Genomic DNA, 21,351 nt, shown 5'->3' with positions numbered 1-21,351 from the left:
ACGAGTTAGAATTGAAATAGGGTCAGATGATTTCTGACCCTTTAATTATATTCCTATCTTACCCCGATAAATCTTCATCCATAATGACCAATAAAAATGTCAATGCGTGACAAACTCAGAACCTATTTATAACATCTTAAGAATGAACTCATCAAAAAAACCCGTTTATTATAATTAATTATTCAATCCGAAATATCTTCTGAGTAAGTTGAAGAGCAACTGCTACAATGCGGGCCGCATCACAAACATCATCTTTTTCACCATGGACCTATTATGTTTTCTTTGCGTCATACCAGGGCGTTGCCGTTTTATATCAGCACACTCGCTTTATCCTTAATCAGCACTTCAGTTCTTGCTGACGCGACTGTTTTTACTGCCTTAGACGATCCAGCCACAGCCAAGAAGAGCTTTGATGGTACCGTTGAAGCCGGTTATACCGCACAGTCAGGCAATACAACCAACTCAACACTGACCGCTAACTCAACGTTAACCTGGTTTCAGCCCAACACCGCCTATAGCTTGTGGGGAGCTGCACGCAATACCAGCGCTAACGATCAGCGTTCTTCTGAGCGTTATCAGTTAGGTGGACGTACTCGCTATAATCTGACCGACAGAAACTACCTGTTTGGGCAAGCCAGTTGGCTGAACGATCGCTATAACGGTTTTGATTCCCGCTCTGTTCTAACCACCGGTTATGGTCGTCAGATTATGACTACGCCATTACATAATTTACGGGTGGAATTTGGTCCAGGCGTTCGCCATGATGAGTTCTATGAAGGTGGCCGCGCGACAAAAGCATTGGCCTATGCCGGTGGTAACTATACTTATCAGTTAACTGATAACACAGTATTCAGTGAAGGTGTTTCAGCATTAGCGAACGAAGAGACCACCCTGAACTCTGAAACCGCATTGAATGTAGCAATCAATAAGAGCTTCGCATTGCGTCTAGCTTATGTTGTAACCTACAACACTAAACCACCTGCCAGCGCTCCCAAAAATACCGATACCACTACTTCAGTCAGTCTGGTCTACGGCCTGTAATTATCCGTCTTTTTAGCGTGGTGCCATGCCACGCTACTTCCAGCCAGTTCCTTGAGCACATCCCCTAGACGCTTTTAAAACAGACTATTTAACCGTGAAAATACTCATAAAAAAAGGGGCTAGCACATGGCTAACCCCTTCATACTATTAACTTTTGGATGAAGCCTGAGCTGTACCTTAGTTAACGCGGTTAAGACGCTCTTTGATACGAGCAGACTTACCAGTACGCTCACGCAGATAATACAATTTCGCTTGACGAACGGCACCACGACGTTTCACAGTAATGCTGTCGATTACTGGGGAGTGAGTTTGGAATACACGCTCAACACCTTCGCCGTTGGAAATTTTACGAACGGTGAACGCAGAATGCAGACCGCGGTTACGAATAGCGATAACCACGCCCTCGAATGCCTGCAGACGCTTTTTAGAACCTTCAACAACCCATACCTTCACTTCCACGGAATCACCCGGACGGAATGCAGGTACATCTTGCTTCATCTGCTCTTGTTCGATTTGCTTGATAATATTGCTCATAATAAGTCTCTTACCCTAGGTAAACTGATATATCAGGAAATCGGCACGCGGCACAATATTCCTTTCATAGTTCTGTTGCTCAGGGCTTATGTTCCCGTTGGAACTCAGCCAGCAACACCATTTGCTCGTCAGTCAGAGCTAGGCTTTCTAGAAGTTCAGGTCTTCTAAGCCAGGTACGGCCCAGCGACTGCTTTAAGCGCCAGCGACGAATCTCGGCATGGTTACCCGACAGTAATACTGGCGGAACCTCCATCCCTTCTAACACCTCAGGCCGAGTGTAGTGTGGGCAATCCAGCAACCCATCAACAAAGGAATCTTCCTCTGCTGAGGCCTGATGACCCAGCACACCCGGGATAAAACGGGATACTGAATCTATCAGAGTCATTGCCGGCAGCTCGCCACCGCTGAGAACGTAATCACCAATTGACCATTCTTCATCAATTTCGGCTTTGATTACGCGCTCATCAACTCCTTCGTACCGACCACACACCAGAATCATCTTCTGATGAGTAGCCAGTTCGCAAACACCCTGTTGGTCCAGTTTGCGCCCTTGAGGTGACAGATAAATCACCTTTGCTCCCTCGCCTGCCGCTGCTTTTGCTGCATGAATGGCTTCCCTTAGCGGTTGCACCATCATCAACATTCCCGGGCCACCACCATATGGGCGGTCATCCACGGTACGATGCCGATCGTAGGTAAAGTCACGAGGACTCCAACACTGCACGCTCAGCAGGCCATTTTTTACTGCCCGGCCAGTTACCCCGTAATCGGTTATCGCGCGGAACATCTCGGGAAACAGGCTAATAACACCGATCCACATTGTTTTGTTCCACTCACTTTTGCCGTTTAATTCGGAGGTCAAAAACCAGGATCCCAATCTACTTCAACACGTTGAGCAGTGAGATCGACATTCTTGATAACCTGCCCATGAAGAAACGGGACCAACCGCTCCTTCATACCGAATGCATCTTTCAGATTTGCCTTCACTACCATGACATCGTTAGAACCGGTTTCCATCATATCAATGATTTTACCCAGTTCGTAACCGGTGGTGGTGACTACCTGACAGCCCATAAGGTCTTTCCAGTAGTAATCATCATCACCCAGTGTGGGTAGTTGCTTCGAATCGACGACAATTTCGCAATTGGTCAATAAGTTCGCGGCATCCCGATCATCAACACCTTTAACTTTAATGATCAGATCCTGACTGTGGCGCTTCCAGTCTTCCAACTCGACATGCTGCCACTTACCGGCCTGCTGGATAAACCACGGCTGGTAATCAAAAATGCTTTCGGCGTTCTCGGTGGATGAAAATACTCTGAGCCAACCGCGAATGCCGTAAGTTGAACCCATTTTACCGAGAACAATCGGCTGATCGGGAACCACTGGATTGAGTTGTTTGCTCATAATAACCACCACCGCGACAGATTAAGCTGCTTTCTTAGCGTCTTTGATCAGCGCAGATACGCGATCAGAAACTGTTGCACCCAGACCAACCCAATGTTCGATACGGTCTAGATCCAAACGCAGAGCTTCAGCCTGACCAGATGCGATCGGGTTAAAGAAGCCTACACGTTCGATGAAACGACCGTCACGAGCATTACGGCTGTCGGTCACTACTACTTGATAGAACGGACGCTTTTTAGCGCCGCCACGAGCCAAACGAATTGTTACCATAACATCCTCTTTAGTTAATAAAACAACTGGACCCCATCGGGGAACGGGGTCCAGTTGCAATATAAAAAGCCCGAAAATTTTACTCATTTTGGCGCAAAAAGCAATCTAAAGCGTAGATTCCTATGCGCTAGTTTTGTAATGAGTTAAATTCTCTTCGTTTACCGCCGTTTTCAGCGGGAAATCTTTATTCACTTCACACCGGTTAACCTCACAGCGTGAAATGACATTTAGCGACCTGGGAAACCCGGTGGCATCATACCTTTCATGCCACGCATCATTTTGGCCAAGCCACCATTTTTCATTTTCTTCATCATGCGCTGCATGTCATCAAACTGCTTAAGTAAGCGGTTGACATCCTGCACCTGCACGCCTGATCCGACTGCAATACGGCGCTTACGTGAACCTTTGATAATCTCTGGTTTCATGCGTTCTTTCTGCGTCATCGAGTTGATGATAGCTTCCATACGCACTGTTACCTTGTCATCCATCTGTGATTTCACGTTGTCTGGCAACTGACCGGCACCTGGCATTTTGCTTAACATACTCGCCATGCCACCCATATTGCGCATTTGCTTCAGTTGATCCAGGAAGTCATTGAGATCGAAGCCATCGCCTTTTTTCAGCTTGGTTGCCAGTTTTTCCGCTTGTGCGCGGTCAACTTTGCTTTCGATATCTTCAATCAGCGACAGTACATCGCCCATGCCCAAAATACGGGAAGCCACGCGATCGGGGTGGAACGGTTCAAGCGCTTCTGACTTTTCGCCTACACCGAGGAATTTAATCGGTTTGCCCGTAATATGGCGAATAGACAGGGCAGCACCGCCACGGGCATCGCCATCAACTTTGGTCAGTACCACGCCGGTAAGTGGCAAGGCTTCGTTGAATGCTTTCGCCGTATTGGCAGCATCCTGACCGGTCATGGCATCAACAACAAACAGTGTTTCAACCGGCTTAATCGCGGCGTGAACCTGTTTGATTTCGTCCATCATCGCTTCGTCGACGTGCAAACGACCGGCGGTATCGACAATCAGAACATCATAAAACTTAAGCTTCGCCTGCTGCAGAGCACGATTGACGATATCAATCGGTTTTTCCTGCACATCAGACGGGAAGAAATCAATGCCAACACCCTGAGCCAGGGTTTCCAACTGTTTGATCGCCGCTGGGCGATACACGTCGGCAGACACCACCAGCACTTTTTTCTTATGTTTTTCTTTAAGGAACTTACCCAGCTTAGCCACACTGGTGGTTTTACCCGCCCCTTGCAGACCCGCCATCAACACCACTGCTGGCGGTTGTGCTGCCAGATTCAGTTCGTTATTGACCTCACCCATGGCGGCAATAAGTTCATTTTTAACTATTTTGACGAATTCCTGGCCTGGCGTAAGGCTTTTGTTCACCTCGTGCCCGACCGCTCGCTCTTTTACCCGGTTGATAAAATCACGAACAACCGGCAGAGCTACGTCAGCTTCTAACAACGCCATGCGCACTTCACGCAGCGTTTCTTTAATATTTTCTTCTGTCAGCCGGCCACGGCCGCTGATATTGCGCAGTGTGCGCGACAATCGATCAGTTAAGTTCTCAAACATTGTCTCATACTCAACGTGGAAACAGGCCGCTCTGGCGACACAATGGGGGGATTATAACACGAAGCTTAAACGATCTCTGCCCCCACATCCGAGAACGGTTGGAGAGGAACGCTCTCAACGCTATACTGGCTATCTAATTCACTTAGCCGATGCCTATATAACGCTATGCCCGTGTTCTCCATTTTGGCTTTGATCGCTTATTCGCTCAGCTTGGGCTTGATTGTCCCAAGTCTGGTGCAGAAAAATAGTGCTTACCGGCGGTTAGCGCTGGTTTCTGCTGTCGTGGCGCTAGTGTGCCATGCTATTGCTCTGAAACATCAAATTTTTGATGTTGGCGGAGGTCAAAACCTCACGTTACTGAATATCGGCTCCATCGTCGGGCTGATGATCTGCACTATTATGACTATTGTCGCCTCACAAGGGCGTGGCTGGTTCTTACTGCCAATTGTCTACAGTTTTGCCATGATCAATTTGGCGCTAGCCAGCTTGCTGCCGGGTGAGTTTATTACCCATTTGGAGGCCAGTCCGGCCATTTTCGTCCACATTGGGCTAGCCCTCTTTGCTTATGCCACGCTTATCATCGCGGCACTTTATGCCCTGCAACTGGCTTGGCTCGATTATCAGCTGAAGAACAAAAAAGTCACATTTAATACTGACATGCCTCCGTTGATGAGCATTGAACGTAAAATGTTCCATATTACGCAAATTGGCGTGGTATTACTGACACTGACACTCTGCACCGGCTTACTTTATATGGACAACATATTTAGTAAAGAAAACGTCCATAAAGCGGTGTTATCGATCATGGCCTGGTTTGTCTATATTGTTTTACTATGGGGTCATTATCATGAGGGTTGGCGTGGACGTAGAGTTATCTGGTTCAGTTTTGTGGGCGCCTTTTTACTGACACTGGCTTACTTTGGTAGCCGTCTAGTTCAGGAAATCATGGTCCCTTAATTGTGATTAAAACCGTCCACATATGGCCTGTATTGTAATTAAGGAACACTGCGTTGGATCAGGTATCAACTAGTACATTGATCATTATTCTTGTCATTATGATCGTGATTTCGGCTTATTTTTCTGCTTCTGAAACCGGCATGATGACGCTGAATCGCTATCGTCTACGCCATTTATCCAAGCAAGGTAATCGCGCGGCACGCCGGGTAGAGAAACTATTACGCCGCCCTGACCGCCTGATAAGTCTGGTGTTAATCGGCAACAATCTGGTCAATATTCTGGCTTCTGCGCTCGCGACAATTGTCGGTATCCGCTTATATGGCAACGCAGGGGTCGCTATTGCCACCGGGATTTTGACGTTTGTGGTGCTTATTTTTGCTGAAGTGATGCCGAAAACCATTGCCGCTCTTTATCCTGAGCGCGTCGCCTTTCCCAGCAGTGTATTACTGGCCCCATTGCAAAAAATCATGTTGCCGCTGGTCTGGTTGCTCAATACCATCACCCGAGGATTAATGCGTCTGTGCGGTATTCGCGGAAATGTACATAGCAGTGATGCCGTGAGTAAAGATGAACTACGTAGTATCGTGAATGAATCCCACTCACAAATTTCTCGCCGTAATCAAGATATGTTGATATCGGTACTAGATCTGGAAAAGGTGACCGTTAGCGATATTATGGTGCCCCGCAATGAAGTGGTTGGCATTGATATCAATGATGATTGGAAATCAATCATGCGGCAGCTTACCCACTCCCCTCATGGCCGCATCGTGTTATACCGCCAGTCACTCGACGATGCGATTGGCATGTTGCGAGTGCGGGAAGCCTATCGGCTGATGACCGAGAAAAAAGAGTTTAATAAAGAAAATCTGTTACGTGCAGCTGATGAAATTTACTTCATTCCAGAAGGCACGCCATTGAATGTGCAGTTGGTGAAATTCCAACGCAATAAAGAAAAAGTCGGCATGATTGTCGATGAATATGGTGATATTCAAGGGTTGGTGACGGTCGAGGATATTTTGGAAGAGATCGTGGGTGATTTCACGACCTCAATGTCCCCAACGCTGGCCGAAGAGGTCAATCCACAAAGTGATGGTTCAGTTCTGATTGATGGCAGTGCCAGTGTTCGTGAACTCAACAAAGCATTCAACTGGTCGCTCCCTGTGGATGCTCGCACTATCAATGGCATGTTACTGGAAGAACTTGAAGATATTCCGCAAATAGATGCTCAGGTTCGCATTGGGAATTATTTGATTGATGTGCTGGATGTACAAGAAAACATGATTAAGCGAGTGCGGGTAACACCTATCTTGCATGATAGCCATTCTGGGTAATTCTCTATTCCAAGGCTTGGTCGAAAATAAAAAAGACGCCTTATCAGCGTCTTTTTTACGTTTATCTACTCAACAAATCCGGCTACTGAAAGCTAGATATGCAGCTCTTTCAGCTTTTCTTTCGGTAATGCAAGTTCTTCGTTGTGGTTAACGCCCACATCATTATCAAGAATATCTCTAGCGATAGCCTGTGCCTCTTCCAGCGAGTGCATATGATAAGTCCCGCACTGAAACTCATTCAGCTCAGGAATTTTTCGCTGATCGGTGACTTTCAACACATCTTCCATTGCTGCTTTCCAGGCTTTGGCAACTCGTTGCTCATCAGGAGTGCCGATCAAGCTCATGTAGAAACCGGTACGGCAGCCCATTGGCGAGATATCGATGATCTCAACACCATCACCATTAAGATGATCACGCATAAATCCGGCGAATAAGTGCTCCAGTGTGTGGATTCCTTTCTCCGGGAGAATGTCTTCATTCGGTTTACAAAAACGCAAATCAAAGACAGTAATTGCGTCCCCATGAGAGGTTTTCATGGTTTTAGCTACCCGAACGGCTGGCGCATTCATTCTTGTATGGTCAACGGCAAAGCTATCCAATAATGGCATTTAGACACCTCCTCATAAAAAAAATAATTTTTATTCGATCTTTTTTCGCAACCCGTGAAACTTTTTTCTTTCCTGAGCGTCTTAATATGTGAAAGACGCGCATTTGTTATCATCATCCCTGTTAACAGAGATGTTAATTTGGCCACAGCAATGTGGCCTTTTCTTTTTATTGGCCGCCGTGAAGCGCCAAATACTCTTCAAAGCTTAGCTTATCTTTGAGTTCCAGCTCACGTTGACGTACCCATGATGCTGCACCTTCTTCAGATAATTGCTCTTCTGTCAGTAATTCCAGTGGTTCACTTTGCAGCATTTCTCGATAACGTTCAGCTAACTCCAGCCCCACGCCACCAATACCACCTTCTTTCATCGCTTGCAAAATACGCGCAGAGAACGTCAAACTCGGATCATCAAAAGACGCGACCAGCTCGTCACAAACCTGTTGATACTGGGTGCTATCTGTACCATCCAAGACTTCTGCAACGCGGCGTAAGTCGGCAAACAGGTCTTTACCTACCTTCTCCAGTGGCTCACGAGTATCGTTGCATCCCATACCAATTGTCTGGTCCGGTTTACGCCCTTCCAAAATGACTCGATTCCAGTTCTTGCGGGTACACAGCAATTCATCACTGCTCATTTCAGGCGCATCCGCCAATACACACCAAATCAAAAATAGATCAAGGAAACGGGCTTGTACTGCATCAACCCCAATGGGTGAGAATGGATTGATGTCCAGCGAACGCACTTCGATATACTCAATGCCACCACGTAACAAAGCGTCAGACGGAGACTCACCAGCACGGGTAACCCGTTTAGGTCGGATTGGTGCGTACAGTTCATTTTCAATCTGCAACACATTGGCATTCAATTGCAGATGATGGTCACCGTCTTTTAGCCCCAAAGCCGCATATTCTTCTGATGGCGTTTGAATGGCGCGTTTCAGAGCAGCAACATAGGTGTGCAGGTCATTAAACGTAATGCCCAAATTGCTTTGTGATTTATTGGTATAACCTAAATCACTCAGGCGCAATGAGGTCGCATAGGGTAAATAGCACATTCCTTGGTCATTGCGTTCAAACGGTAATGCCGTCTCACGCCCTTGCAGGAATGATGAGCAAATGGCCGGAGAAGCACCAAACAGATAAGGAATAACCCAACCGAAGCGGTAGTAGTTGCGGATCAGGCGGAAATATCCTGCGGAAATCTCTTCCTTGCCACTTTTCTCATCAGTGACACCCGCCCATGCCTGCCAAAACTCTAGCGGCAACGAGAAGTTATAGTGCACACCAGAAATAGTTTGCATCAGCGCACCGTAACGGTTTTTTAAACCCTCACGGTAAAGAGTTTTGAACCGGCCAATATTAGAAGATCCATACTTAGCCAGTTCGATATCCTGCTCAGCGCCGATAAAACAAGGCATGCTAAGCGGCCACATGCGCTCATCACCCAGTTTACGTGCGGTATAGCGATGAATATCACGTAAAAAAGTCAGCAGATGGTCGATATCGCCATCTACTGGTGTAATGAATTCCAGCAATGCCTCGGCAAAGTCAGTGGTAATCCATTGATGTGTCAGTGCTGCACCCAATGATTCTGGATGCCCCGTCGAGGCAAGTTGGCCATCGGCAGTGACTCTCAATGTTTCCCGCTCGATACCGCGACGGATCCCTTTCAGGGCTTTTGGATGCGCTTCCAACCAAGTTAGCGCGTGTGATACATCCGGGATCAAATCGACCTCCCGCTCTTGAAAACCATAACTCGCCAGCATACTGAAACTGCAGAGATGTGACTACGTAAGTTTGTCACACTCTTTACTGCCACCAGGCGATTCCTTGCAACGTAATGACCGTTAACACGATATAACGTAATGCTTTTCCCAAACACAGAAAAAAAGCCACAAGACCCCAAGGCATACGCAACCAGCCTGCCAACACACACATCAAATCGCCTACCACCGGTAGCCAGCTCAATAATAAAGCTGCTGGACCAAAACGCTGAAGCCAGCCAAGAGCTGTGCTCATTCCACGCTGTGGTTTTAGTTCCGGTAATAAACGGCCTATAACAACATTTGTTAGCCCCCCCAGAGTATTTCCGACGGTGGCAGACAACACCAGCATCATTACTGGCGCACTACCTGTCGTTAATAGGGTGACTAACAGAATTTCAGAATTTCCGGGTAAGAGTGTCGCGCTGAGGAAACTACTCCCAAATAGTGAAGCAATGGCTAGCGTACTACTCACAGTAGGCGCACATCAACTATTGCCATATTTGCCCTTTTCGCGGCCTCAATACCAAAGTCAGCATCTTCAAAGACCACGCATTTATCGGGATTAACACCGAGTAATTGTGCACAACGTAAGAATGTCTCAGGCTCTGGCTTATGTTTGGTGACATCATCGGCGCCAACAATAACATCAAAATAGTCGCGCAGACCAAGATGGCCTAAAAGCATCTCTGCCATGGCGTGCTCGCTTCCTGTCCCTACAGCCATAGGTTTACGACCATGATAGGCTTTAACCACGTCTATGAGCGGTAGAGGCTTCACATTGTCCAACAGCATCGTTTTCACCAGAGCAGTTTTCTCAGCAGCCAATAAATGCGGATCCAGATCTGATTGATGATTTTCAATGATTACGCGGGCAATTTGCCATGTTGGCGAACCATTTAGAGCCACCATCGCTTGCTCGTCAAACTGCATACCATAGGGGGTTAGCACCTGACGCCATGCCTGACGATGGGTCGACTCCGTGTCCAGGATGGTACCATCCATATCAAAAATCAGACCTTCATAGCGATCGTACATCGTGACTCCACGACCAATAAGAAAATGAAAAGCTACTCTATCGCAAACTAATCAAATTGTCGCTCACTGCGTAATACATTGAATTAAGTCAAAAAATAACTTTCACCAATAGATTGCCACGCTATTTTGCCTAGTGAAAATCAATATATTGGGAAGTTAATAGCAAGATAGGAGGGTTAAAAGGCTTAAATTGACTAGTGACTAAGTGCCAAAGGGCCCAAAAGCAGAAAACCCCGCCGTAGCGAGGTTTCTTAATATGGTGCACCCAGGAAGATTCGAACTTCCGACCGCTCGGTTCGTAGCCGAGTACTCTATCCAGCTGAGCTATGGGTGCGATTTTGTTTATCTGATTTTTTAGAGGCGTTTCAGCGAGTGAAACTTAACAACAAGATTTATGACCTAGAAGATGGTGCACCCAGGAAGATTCGAACTTCCGACCGCTCGGTTCGTAGCCGAGTACTCTATCCAGCTGAGCTATGGGTGCAATTAATTCTTTGACACTACCTGATGTTCATTTAACTATTTCACCATACTGCAAAATATGGTGCACCCAGGAAGATTCGAACTTCCGACCGCTCGGTTCGTAGCCGAGTACTCTATCCAGCTGAGCTATGGGTGCATAGTAAATGGCGGTGAGGGAGGGATTCGAACCCTCGATACAGCTTTTGACCGTATACTCCCTTAGCAGGGGAGCGCCTTCAGCCTCTCGGCCACCTCACCATACGCTTCTTGCGAATTGTGCCTAACTTGCTTTTGAAGAAGCTCATCGGCACTGCGTGGCGCACATATTACTTTCCCGCACTTATAAGTCAAACAATTTTTCCTAACTCACGTTCATTTGCACAATTCACACGCAACATGACCAGTTTGACGCCAGAAAGAGTGTTTTATCAACAGTCAAGATAGTGGTTATTACGATGTAATCGAAGAGAGGGGAAAAAGAAATTATCCCGATAGCCCAGTTAAATGGGTCGCAAACAGAAAATTATTACCGGAATAAGAACACAAAAAGTGGATAAGTAGCAAAACAGGGGGAAATAAACAGCAGTAGCGCCTCGTGTAACACGAGACGCTTCTTCAAAATCAGTAAGTCGTCGGTTGAGACTTTTCTGCTTGGATACGCTGGTAGATTTCTTCACGGTGAACAGAAACCTCTTTCGGAGCATTTACACCGATTCGAACTTGGTTGCCTTTAACCCCTAATACAGTAACCGTAACCTCATCGCCAATCATGAGTGTTTCACCAACTCGACGAGTCAGAATAAGCATTCTTTGCTCCTTGAAAAATTAAAAGAGTCGGGTCTCTCAGTTTCCCCGCCATTATCCATCATACACCGTGAAAACGTAAGCCATCACATTCACATAAAATGTAAGTAGCTTGGTCATGTCTCTAACTAATACAAGTTTAGCTGAAGCAAACAACTTTGCGTTTAACTTTGTTTTCGAACTATGACAGGAAAATTGAAAAACGCCATACCTAGCAGAGAGATATGGCGTATTGATTTAATAGGTCATTACTTGCTTATAAACGGGATTCGACCCATGCCTCAACGCTTGCCAAGGCTGATGGCAATGCCTGCACATCAGAACCTCCAGCCTGAGCCATATCAGGGCGACCACCGCCTTTACCGCCAACCTGCTGAGCGATATCAGCGATCAATTCGCCGGCTTTTACTTTGCTCGTAAGGTCTTTGGTCACCCCAACAATCAAACTGACCTTATCATCGGCTGTCGTTGCCAGCACAATAATAGCCGACCCCAGCTGATTTTTAAGATCATCAACCATAGTACGCAGCATTTTTGGTTCAACATTATCCAACTGACTCACTAAAAGTTTCACCCCTTTGACCAATTTTGCATTGGACGACAATGAGGCACTTTCCTGAGCGGCTTGCTGATCTTTCAATTGCTGGAGCTCACGCTCAAGCATTTTACTACGGTCCAGCACTGCACGTACTTTATCAGCCAGATTATTAGTATCACCTTTCACCAGATGAGCAACATCTGCCAGTAAGTCGCTTTGCTGATGCAGCAATGCAATAGCACCTTCACCGGTTACTGCTTCAATACGGCGAATCCCCGCCGCAGTACCTGACTCTGATAAGATACGGAACAGACCAATATCACCCGTACGGTTGGCGTGAATACCACCACACAGCTCGGTTGAGAAATCCCCCATGGTCAAGACGCGAACTTGATCGTCATATTTCTCACCAAACAGAGCCATCGCACCTTTTTCTTTCGCTGCTTCCAATTCCATGACTTCAGTTTGGACTGGCATATTACGGCGAATCTGCTCGTTAACAATATCTTCTACCAAACGTATCTGCTCTGGCTTCATTGCTTCAAAATGAGAGAAGTCAAAACGCAGATATTTATCATTGACTAACGAGCCTTTCTGAGCAACGTGTTCGCCCAGAGTTTTACGTAATGCCGCATGCAGTAAATGAGTTGCAGAGTGGTTCAGACGGATACGGTTACGTCGCACAACATCGACTTGAGCATCAACACTGTGGTTAACCCGCAGCGTTCCATGAGTTAATTGCCCTAAATGTCCGATAGCCTGACCATATTTCTGGGTGTCTGCCACAGCGAAAGTCGCCGTCGCATTTTTTAACTCACCCTTATCGCCAACTTGACCACCAGACTCACCATAGAATGGGGTTTGGTTCAAGACAACAACCGCTTCTTCACCTTCATGAATTTCATCTACAGCTTCACCATTACGGAACAATGCAGTCACTGTTGCTTGCTGATGAACATGGTCATAACCAGAGAACTGGCTTGCACTATCAACCCGGATTAGGTTGTTATAATCAGCACCAAAACCACTAGATTCACGAGCTCGGCGGCGCTGAGCTTCCATTGCTTGCTCAAAGCCAGCTTCATCCACTTTCAGATTACGCTCACGGCAAACATCTGCGGTTAAATCAATCGGGAAACCATAGGTGTCATACAAGCGGAAAGCAGTCTCACCATCAAGGGTATCACCCGTCAACTTATCCAGCTCTTCGTCCAACAGCGCTAAACCACGCTCTAATGTGCGTGCAAACTGTTCTTCTTCGGTTTTCAGAACCTGCTCTACCATCGCCTGCTGTTGCTTCAATTCATCAGCAGCAGAGCCCATCACCGCAATGAGTGGGGCAACTAACTTATAGAAGAAAGTCTCTTTAGCGCCCAGCATATTACCGTGACGGATCGCACGGCGAATGATGCGACGTAGAACATAGCCACGGTTTTCATTCGACGGAATCACGCCATCAGAGATAAGGAAAGCACAGGCGCGGATATGGTCAGCAATCACGCGCAGTGATTTACTGGAAAGATCAGTCGCACCGGTAACATCTGCTACGGCACTAATCAAATTGCGGAACAGGTCAATCTCGTAGTTAGAGTTAACATGTTGTAATACCGCAGCAATACGCTCAAGCCCCATGCCCGTATCAACTGACGGCTTAGGTAATGGCAGCATAGTGCCATCAGACTGGCGGTTAAACTGCATGAAGACGATATTCCAGATCTCAATATAGCGATCGCCGTCTTCTTCTGCTGACCCAGGAGGCCCACCCCAAATATGGTCACCATGGTCAAAGAAAATCTCTGTACATGGGCCACAAGGGCCGGTATCACCCATTTGCCAGAAGTTATCTGATGCAAAGGCGGCACCTTTGTTATCACCAATACGGATGATACGCTCACGCGGTACCCCGACTTCGTTGGCCCAAATTTCGTAGGCCTCGTCATCAGTTTCGTAAACGGTTACCCAAAGTTTTTCTTTCGGTAGATTAAACCACTGTTCGCCGGTTAATAACTCCCAAGCGAAATTGATGGCATCGTGTTTGAAGTAATCGCCGAAGCTGAAGTTACCCAACATTTCAAAGAAGGTATGATGACGCGCGGTATAACCTACGTTTTCAAGGTCATTATGCTTACCACCTGCTCGCACACAGCGCTGAGAGGTCGTCGCACGGGAATAAGCCCGTTTATCCAAACCTAAGAAAACATCCTTAAACTGGTTCATCCCGGCATTGGTAAACAACAGCGTAGGGTCATTATTAGGGACCAAAGAGCTGCTTGATACAACCTGATGTCCCTTGCTATGGAAGAAATCGAGAAACGCTTGACGAATCTCAGCGGTGCTCTTGCTCATAATTGTCCCGGAAACAAGCTAAAAGAATAGCCCGTGAGCCAATCGGGTGCCGATAACTGACAACACAATGGGTAAGCTCACGAACAAAAAGTGGGACTAAGATAAATTTTCTTCGAAGGGAAGTAAAATCCCGCGTGCATTCATTCGTCAAAATTACTGAAAATAGACTGAATTTCTTCCTGGAAAAAACCACGATAGAGAAGATATCGCTGAACCTTGGCCTTTTCTTTCCATTCAACAGGTAGAATTTCACTAAATTTACGCTGTGCGACCTCTTTTGCGAGCAAACTCCAGTCAATTTCACTAATTTCAAAAGCAGCTTGAATAAGTTCTTTATCGACACCTTTTTGCATCAATTCAGATCGGATACGTTGTGCGCCATATCCTTTACGACTGCGGCTATTAATGTAGCTGGTAGCAAAGCGGGAATCATCCAGCCAATTATGTTGATAACAATAGGCAATAACCTGCTCGATAACTTTGGGGTCGATATCCTCGACAGGCTCTCCATTTTCACTAACTGAACGCTTTCCCCAATGACCTTTTGCCGAAAATGGGCGCGCTGCAAGTTTGTGGCGCAGCTCGGATTCACTATGATCGCGTTGAGACAGGAGCCTCATAGCACGGCTCAGCAAGTCATTCATAATTACTCTCCTTGCTTGAAGTTGCAGCGGTGTTAACTACACTCTTTCACCCGAATGACTAACCAGTGTCTGCTCATCAAGATTTATTTGTTTGCTGCCTTGCTGTCACACTCATTATGTTGGTAATACCCTGTTGTTTGAAATTGCAGGAGTATTAGCAATACTTTTCGTCAATATTTACTGACGAAAACGGCCCACTATGTGAGCCGTTTATTCATTGGTTACCGTACAAACTTGGTTAAAATTTTACGAGTTAAAACTCTTCGCTGGTTTCATCAGTTTCATCGGCAAATGCTGCGGTGGTAACAGCTTGTTCGCCATTGCCGCCATTAAGCAGCATTTCACGCAATTTTTTATCTAACTCAGCAGCTACTGCCGGATTTTCTTTTAAGTAGTTACTGGCGTTCGCTTTACCTTGACCAATTTTGTCACCGTTATAGCTATACCATGCACCTGCTTTTTCAATCAGCTTGTGCTTAACACCCAAATCGACAAGCTCGCCGTTGATATTGATACCTTCACCGTACAGGATCTGGAATTCAGCTTGCTTGAATGGCGCTGCAATTTTGTTTTTTACAACTTTAACGCGCGTCTCGCTACCTACAACTACATCACCTTCTTTTACTGCACCAATACGACGAATATCTAAACGTACAGAGGCATAAAATTTAAGTGCGTTACCGCCAGTGGTCGTTTCAGGGTTACCAAACATAACGCCAATTTTCATACGAATCTGGTTAATGAAGATTAACAAGGTATTCGCATTCTTCAGGTTACCTGCCAACTTACGCATAGCCTGGCTCATCATACGTGCCGCAAGGCCCATATGGGAGTCGCCGATTTCGCCTTCAATTTCAGCTTTTGGTGTCAATGCTGCCACGGAGTCAACAATGATGACATCTACTGCACCAGAGCGAGTTAGTGCATCACAGATTTCCAGTGCTTGTTCACCGGTATCTGGCTGGGAACACAGCAGGTTATCGATATCTACGCCTAATTTTTTGGCATAAATTGGATCAAGAGCATGTTCGGCATCGATGAACGCACAAGTTTTACCTGCACGCTGTGCAGCGGCGATAACTTGTAAAGTCAGCGTTGTTTTACCTGATGATTCAGGTCCATAAATCTCAACAATACGCCCCATTGGTAGGCCACCCGCCCCCAATGCAATATCAAGAGAAAGAGAACCTGTAGAGATGGTTTCAACATCCATTGAGCGGTCTTCGCCAAGGCGCATGATAGAGCCTTTACCGAATTGTTTTTCAATTTGGCCCAGTGCTGCTGCTAACGCCTTTTGTTTATTCTCATCAATAGCCATTTTTACTCCCTCTCTGGTATGCCGGGTTACCCCTGTCATCACCACTGAATGTTGTTTTGTGCAGGAAATTACCGCTAATTATACTGTACAATCATACAGTATCAAGCCTATTTTTACAGAAAATCATCTAATAGCGTTTGTAGTGCGAAAACAGTTGCTTGCAGCCGCACAGCATCACGGTCGCCGTGAAAAAGCTGTTTACTAGCCACCACCAACCCTTCACCTGTTGCAAAAGCAAACCATACCGTACCCACCGGTTTATCCGCACTACCACCGTCGGGCCCAGCAATACCACTGATTGATATCGCGAAGTCTGCATTGGCTTCCCGTAATGCACCATGCGCCATTTCTTGCACGACAGCTTCACTCACTGCGCCATAATTTTCCAGCGTGCTTTCTTTCACGCCCAGCAAATCATGTTTTGCGGCATTGCTATACGTTACAAAACCACGGTCAAAATAAGCTGAACTGCCTGCAATATCAGTCAATACTTTAGCCACCCAACCACCAGTACAAGATTCTGCACAAGTCACCCAGGCACCACGTTCTTTTAACTTATTACCGACCGCAATACTGAGCTGGCGTAGTTGTTTCTCGTGCATTGTTCCCCCGACTCACATGAGATTTTATGTCGCCGATAGTAGCACTTCTTTAGCCTGAAGCGGCAACTGCACTCAGTTATGCGAAACACTTCGCAGGGTGCAATGAAAAAAAGCACTTTTCTGTACAAAGCTTTACCTCAGGAACTCAGCTGTTAGTATCAAAATAAAGAGGATGCGGCTGGCGACATCTGCAGTTCCGGCAATTTATCCGGAATGATGAACTAAGGACGTGACAGTGAAAAAAATTCTTAACGCCTTCTTCCCCCTTTATAGCGCCACGGTGTTGATGCTATTAGGCTCAGGTTTATTGACGACCTATATCTCGCTACGTCTCACTGCCATCCATGTCTCTGGTGCATTAATCGGGGCAATTATCGCCGCAAACTATATTGGTTTAGTGATCGGAGGTAAGGTTGGCCACTTCCTGATTGCACGAGTAGGCCATATTCGGGCTTATGTGGCTTGTGCAGGTATTATTACCGCGGCGGTGTTAAGCCATGGCCTTACTGAATATATCCCTGCGTGGGTGGTTCTACGCTTGATTATTGGCCTCTGCATGATGTGTCAGTTCATGGTGTTGGAAAGCTGGCTTAATGATCAGGCGGAGTCTAATCAGCGCGGCACGGTATTTGGTTTTTATATGGCGGCAACCTATGCCGGTATGGCATTGGGCCAAGTGGTATTAATGCTTCAGCCCGAGCTGGGTTTAAGTACATTAATGATAATCGCCCTGTTTTTTGCCCTTTGTTTGGTGCCGGTCGCACTGACTACTCGCAGCAATGCTCAGCAGATGTCCCCAGCACCTATGGAGTTGAAATTCTTTATCAGTTCGATTCCCAAAATACTGGCATCAACACTGGTTATCGGCATGATTGTCGGCTCGTTTTATGGCCTTGCGCCGGTCTATGCCAGCCTGCAATCGCTTTCAACCCAAGAAACTGGCCTGTTCATGGCGTTATCTATTTTTGCCGGTTTGGTTGCTCAACTGCCACTCAGTTGGTTGTCAGATCGCTATAACCGTACGCTATTGATCCGAATTAATGCTTTATTGCTGGCACTAACCGCACTGCCACTGGCCTTAGTGCCTCATATCTCGTTCCATTTTTTGCTGGGTTTAGGTTTTGTCGTCAGTATGTTGCAGTTCACGCTTTATCCCTTGGTCGTGGCACTGGCCAATGACCTGATTGCGCCAGAACGGCGGGTCTCACTCGCGGCATGTTTACTGATGTCATTCGGGGTGGGTGCCAGTATCGGGCCACTTGCCGTCGGTGCACTAATTGCACCTCTGGGCGGTAATATACTGTATGCGTTCTTCTCACTCTGTGGCCTAAGCCTGATAGCATTCAGCCGAACAGTGAAACAGGATCAAGATGAATTTGTTAACGATGCCCCAGTGCCACATATGGCGATACCAGACAGTCTGGTCAGTTCCCCACTGTCTCCGGCATTAAATCCAAGCTTTGATGAGCAATTAATCCACGACATTATGCCGCCGCCTGATCAACCCGAAGGGGAGAATGGCCCCACGGAGAACGCGTCAGAAGATAAGACTAAAGTGCAGTAGCACGCTGAGTGTCGATTCGGTACTGCTTGTTATTTATTCGGCTTTGAATAAAAATACCAGCATCAAGTAATTAGCGGGATGGAACCATGTCGAGACAAGATGAGCAACGGTTGCTGGTGAAAATCGCCACGCTGTATTACACCGAAGGAATGAAGCAATCTGAAATTGCTGACAGCCTGCATTTATCTCAGTCTTTTGTATCCCGTGCGATAACTCGTTGCGTCAAAGAAGGCGTGGTTAAAATCAGTGTTATCCAGCCTGCTAACATGTTTATTGGCATCGAATCACGCATTCAAAAACACTATGGTATCGACCAGGCCATAGTGGTTGATATTGCCGATGACGCCAGCCCGATGCAGATAAAACAAGCGATTGGTTCTGCTGCAGCTCACTACATGCAAACCAGTATTCGGCCAAACGATATGGTCGGTATCTCTTCGTGGAGCAGTACCATCCGGGCGATGGTTGATAACCTTCACCCCCTTAATATCAAAACCAGTGGTGTCATCCAATTATTGGGCGGAGTTGGCCCTAACGGCAATGTGCAGGCCACATTATTAACTCAATCATTGGCAAACATTTTAAATTGCCCGGCTTATTTACTGCCAGCACAAAGTATTGAACGCTCAACAGAAGACCGTGCCCGTTTGATCTCCAGTGGCGAAGTCGCGGATGTGGTGAATAAATTTGCTGAAGTGGACCTGGCTCTCGTCGGTATTGGCGATCTGGAGCCCTCGCAATTATTGAAAAATTCCGGTAACTATTACCATGAAGAGATGCTGAAATTACTGGCAGAGCGCGGTGCCGTGGGGGATTTATGTCTGCATTACTTTGATGCCGCAGGTAACGCGGTACTCAGTGACGAAGAAGATCCAGTGATTGGTATGTCTTTACCGCAATTGCGTGCCTGCCCACGGGTCGTGGCGCTAGCTGGCGGGATAGGTAAAAGTGCCGCTATTCGAGGGGCGCTGAACGGTCACTATATAGATGTATTAATTACTGACAGATTAACCGCCGAGACATTGCTATAACCATATAATTAGCCGCATAACCATGCCATTAAGCGCACCGTCCTTGGTGCGGAATCATTGTCTCGCTAAATGCGAAAGCTCTTACTTCGCGTGCCAGTAGCAATCAACACCCAGGTATTTACTGAATGCTTCTTGCAGCACTTGAGCTGTAGCTGAATGGTTCATCGCCACATGGTGCTCAAAACCATTATTGCAGATATGGGTCAGTAAACTTTCCAGTTGCGGTACTTCAACCACCGCACGGCATCCTACGGTGTCTAATTCGTCACTCACAGAGCGCCCCTCGCCAACATAAGCCCGCACTTGCCCTGTAAAATCATCTGAAGATAGGCGGAAATAGGTCAAAGGCCCGGACTTCATGCGGCCATGGACGGCACCACACGTATTCTCACAACCCACGGTTGTGCCAATAATATCAGCTGTCCCCATGGTCGAACTCTCCAGACTTTCACTGGCAAAGTTACCGCAATGGAATAGCACGCATTTATCACGCTCAGCGCCAAAGTTATTGTTCCAGTCAGCAATAGAGGCGGGAGCCAGAGAGCAACTCGCCAGCGCATACATCGATAATGCCCCCATAACATCGACTTCGCAGGCACTTGGCATCAATTGCCCGGACATCACACTCATAATGGAACAGACGTTAATGCCTAGATTCTGTTGCAATGATGTCCAGCACTGCATGGCCGTGGTATCAATATCATTGGCGATAATCCATTCACTGATGACCACAAACAATTTTGCCATTTTGTGCAGTTTATCTTGTGGGATAGCGCTGGTATCGCCATTGGCTTTTAACAATGCCAGTTTTTCACCGACACGGATATCGTTATCACTGAGGTTAGCTACCCGGAAAAACACCTCGGATAAGTCGAGGGTTTCAACAGTAATTCCTAGGTTCTCTAATAACTTCTCACTGTAACGTACAGTATTGAAGTTAGTCGGACGAGCACCAATAGCCCCAACCCGCACCCGTTTCATGGCATGAACCACGCGGCACAATTGCACAAACTGCTCGACATCACGACTGAAGATTTCGCTGTTTAAGCTGCAAACATGCTGCTTCGTCAATGTGAATGGAATGCCATATTGGCGCAGGTTGTTGCACAGTGATATTTTGCCGCAGAAACTGTCTCGACGTGTCGCCAGCCCCATTTTATCCAGTGCATCTTCTTCTGCTTGCACCAACACTGGCACTTTAAGGCCCGAAAGGCGGATGGCATCAGAGACACTTTTTTCATCACCAAAATTGGGCAGAATGACCACCACGCCGTGAATTTCTTCACTATGCTTGCGGAATAACTCGGCACATACTTTAGCATCGCGCCAGTTTTCTACCCCACCCAGTGGGGTCTGCTCCTCACTGAGCATAATAGTGTTAATTCCCAGACGGTCGAACAGTGCCTGAGCATCACGGCGCGCGTCTGCCACTAGATAGCTTGGGAAGAATCCCCGATTGCCGATAATCACCGCAAAAGTTAACTTACGAGGTATTGCTGACATAT

Annotated in this window: 20 protein-coding genes and 4 tRNA genes; 5 read left to right on the top strand and 19 right to left on the bottom strand. The window is 46.8% G+C overall.

Going from position 1 to position 21,351, the window contains the following annotated elements:
- Nucleotides 1–273 precede the first annotated feature (273 nt).
- A complete protein-coding gene (locus DJ58_RS04415; protein ID WP_004712522.1) occupies nucleotides 274–1,041 on the top strand; it encodes a DUF481 domain-containing protein in 768 nt (255 codons plus the stop codon).
- Between the two features lie 177 nt (nucleotides 1,042–1,218).
- On the opposite strand, the gene rplS is transcribed toward DJ58_RS04415, so the two are convergent.
- The 5 genes from rplS to ffh all read right to left on the bottom strand — a co-directional run bounded on the left by rplS (nucleotide 1,219) and on the right by ffh (nucleotide 4,841).
- On the bottom strand, nucleotides 1,219–1,575 hold the full coding sequence (gene rplS / locus DJ58_RS04420; RefSeq protein ID WP_004712521.1) for a 50S ribosomal protein L19: 357 nt from the start codon (nucleotides 1,573–1,575) through the stop codon (nucleotides 1,219–1,221).
- 79 nt (nucleotides 1,576–1,654) lie between these two features.
- Nucleotides 1,655–2,395 carry a tRNA (guanosine(37)-N1)-methyltransferase TrmD gene (gene trmD, locus DJ58_RS04425; RefSeq protein ID WP_004712520.1) on the bottom strand — a complete coding sequence of 247 codons (741 nt, stop codon included), beginning with the start codon at nucleotides 2,393–2,395 and terminating at the stop codon, nucleotides 1,655–1,657.
- Nucleotides 2,396–2,433: 38 nt separating this feature from the next.
- Nucleotides 2,434–2,982, bottom strand: coding sequence for a ribosome maturation factor RimM (gene rimM / locus DJ58_RS04430; protein WP_032912125.1), 549 nt, complete (start codon nucleotides 2,980–2,982; stop codon nucleotides 2,434–2,436).
- Nucleotides 2,983–3,003: 21 nt separating this feature from the next.
- Nucleotides 3,004–3,252 carry a 30S ribosomal protein S16 gene (rpsP, locus tag DJ58_RS04435; RefSeq protein WP_004712517.1) on the bottom strand — a complete coding sequence of 83 codons (249 nt, stop codon included), beginning with the start codon at nucleotides 3,250–3,252 and terminating at the stop codon, nucleotides 3,004–3,006.
- Nucleotides 3,253–3,479: 227 nt separating this feature from the next.
- The gene (ffh, locus tag DJ58_RS04440) at nucleotides 3,480–4,841 is read right to left on the bottom strand and encodes a signal recognition particle protein (protein WP_004712516.1); all 1,362 of its coding nucleotides are present in this window, start codon (nucleotides 4,839–4,841) and stop codon (nucleotides 3,480–3,482) included.
- A 165-nt stretch (nucleotides 4,842–5,006) separates the two neighbouring features.
- Between ffh and DJ58_RS04445 the strand changes: the two genes are divergently transcribed.
- Both DJ58_RS04445 and DJ58_RS04450 read left to right on the top strand, forming a co-directional pair.
- Nucleotides 5,007–5,798, top strand: coding sequence for a cytochrome C assembly family protein (locus DJ58_RS04445; protein ID WP_032912124.1), 792 nt, complete (start codon nucleotides 5,007–5,009; stop codon nucleotides 5,796–5,798).
- A gap of 53 nt (nucleotides 5,799–5,851) precedes the next feature.
- Nucleotides 5,852–7,129 carry an HlyC/CorC family transporter gene (locus tag DJ58_RS04450; RefSeq protein WP_032912122.1) on the top strand — a complete coding sequence of 426 codons (1,278 nt, stop codon included), beginning with the start codon at nucleotides 5,852–5,854 and terminating at the stop codon, nucleotides 7,127–7,129.
- 92 nt (nucleotides 7,130–7,221) lie between these two features.
- On the opposite strand, the gene luxS is transcribed toward DJ58_RS04450, so the two are convergent.
- The 13 genes from luxS to pncC form a co-directional block, all read right to left on the bottom strand.
- Nucleotides 7,222–7,737 carry an S-ribosylhomocysteine lyase gene (gene luxS, locus DJ58_RS04455; RefSeq protein WP_004712513.1) on the bottom strand — a complete coding sequence of 172 codons (516 nt, stop codon included), beginning with the start codon at nucleotides 7,735–7,737 and terminating at the stop codon, nucleotides 7,222–7,224.
- A gap of 166 nt (nucleotides 7,738–7,903) precedes the next feature.
- Complete coding sequence (gene gshA / locus DJ58_RS04460) at nucleotides 7,904–9,502, bottom strand: glutamate--cysteine ligase (protein ID WP_004712512.1); 1,599 nt, start codon at nucleotides 9,500–9,502, stop codon at nucleotides 7,904–7,906.
- A 43-nt stretch (nucleotides 9,503–9,545) separates the two neighbouring features.
- Nucleotides 9,546–9,974 (bottom strand): YqaA family protein, encoded by a 429-nt coding sequence (locus tag DJ58_RS04465; protein WP_032912121.1) that lies wholly within the window; start codon nucleotides 9,972–9,974, stop codon nucleotides 9,546–9,548.
- Nucleotides 9,971–10,537 (bottom strand): fructose-1-phosphate/6-phosphogluconate phosphatase, encoded by a 567-nt coding sequence (gene yqaB, locus DJ58_RS04470; RefSeq protein ID WP_004712510.1) that lies wholly within the window; start codon nucleotides 10,535–10,537, stop codon nucleotides 9,971–9,973. Before yqaB ends, DJ58_RS04465 begins: the two co-directional genes overlap by 4 nt.
- Nucleotides 10,538–10,794: 257 nt before the next feature.
- A tRNA-Arg gene (locus DJ58_RS04475) sits at nucleotides 10,795–10,871 on the bottom strand.
- Nucleotides 10,872–10,944: 73 nt separating this feature from the next.
- Nucleotides 10,945–11,021 (bottom strand) — tRNA-Arg (locus DJ58_RS04480).
- A 58-nt stretch (nucleotides 11,022–11,079) separates the two neighbouring features.
- Nucleotides 11,080–11,156 (bottom strand) — tRNA-Arg (locus tag DJ58_RS04485).
- Nucleotides 11,157–11,164: 8 nt separating this feature from the next.
- A tRNA-Ser gene (locus DJ58_RS04490) sits at nucleotides 11,165–11,257 on the bottom strand.
- Between the two features lie 363 nt (nucleotides 11,258–11,620).
- Nucleotides 11,621–11,806, bottom strand: a complete 186-nt coding sequence (gene csrA / locus DJ58_RS04495; RefSeq protein ID WP_002209449.1) for a carbon storage regulator CsrA — start codon at nucleotides 11,804–11,806, stop codon at nucleotides 11,621–11,623.
- Nucleotides 11,807–12,059: 253 nt separating this feature from the next.
- Nucleotides 12,060–14,687, bottom strand: coding sequence for an alanine--tRNA ligase (gene alaS, locus DJ58_RS04500; protein WP_004706383.1), 2,628 nt, complete (start codon nucleotides 14,685–14,687; stop codon nucleotides 12,060–12,062).
- A 140-nt stretch (nucleotides 14,688–14,827) separates the two neighbouring features.
- A complete protein-coding gene (recX, locus tag DJ58_RS04505; protein WP_004706382.1) occupies nucleotides 14,828–15,331 on the bottom strand; it encodes a recombination regulator RecX in 504 nt (167 codons plus the stop codon).
- Nucleotides 15,332–15,584: 253 nt separating this feature from the next.
- Entirely contained in the window at nucleotides 15,585–16,649 is a 1,065-nt protein-coding gene (gene recA / locus DJ58_RS04510) for a recombinase RecA (protein WP_032910054.1), read from the bottom strand.
- A gap of 113 nt (nucleotides 16,650–16,762) precedes the next feature.
- The gene (gene pncC, locus DJ58_RS04515) at nucleotides 16,763–17,251 is read right to left on the bottom strand and encodes a nicotinamide-nucleotide amidase (protein WP_004706380.1); all 489 of its coding nucleotides are present in this window, start codon (nucleotides 17,249–17,251) and stop codon (nucleotides 16,763–16,765) included.
- A 235-nt stretch (nucleotides 17,252–17,486) separates the two neighbouring features.
- On the opposite strand from pncC, the gene DJ58_RS04520 reads away from it, so the two are divergent.
- On the top strand, nucleotides 17,487–18,815 hold the full coding sequence (locus DJ58_RS04520) for an MFS transporter (RefSeq protein WP_032910053.1): 1,329 nt from the start codon (nucleotides 17,487–17,489) through the stop codon (nucleotides 18,813–18,815).
- Between the two features lie 86 nt (nucleotides 18,816–18,901).
- Nucleotides 18,902–19,846, top strand: a complete 945-nt coding sequence (locus tag DJ58_RS04525) for a sugar-binding transcriptional regulator (protein ID WP_004706378.1) — start codon at nucleotides 18,902–18,904, stop codon at nucleotides 19,844–19,846.
- 81 nt (nucleotides 19,847–19,927) lie between these two features.
- Here the strand turns inward: DJ58_RS04525 and DJ58_RS04530 are convergent, their stop codons facing one another.
- Nucleotides 19,928–21,349, bottom strand: a complete 1,422-nt coding sequence (locus tag DJ58_RS04530; protein ID WP_004706377.1) for an L-fucose/L-arabinose isomerase family protein — start codon at nucleotides 21,347–21,349, stop codon at nucleotides 19,928–19,930.
- Nucleotides 21,350–21,351: the final 2 nt, after the last annotated feature.

It is taken from the genome of Yersinia frederiksenii ATCC 33641 (assembly GCF_000754805.1).
GTDB classification, from domain to species: Bacteria; Pseudomonadota; Gammaproteobacteria; order Enterobacterales; family Enterobacteriaceae; genus Yersinia; species Yersinia frederiksenii.
The sequence above is the reverse complement of the archived record's forward strand: the minus strand, read 5'-3'. Positions and strand labels throughout refer to the sequence as shown.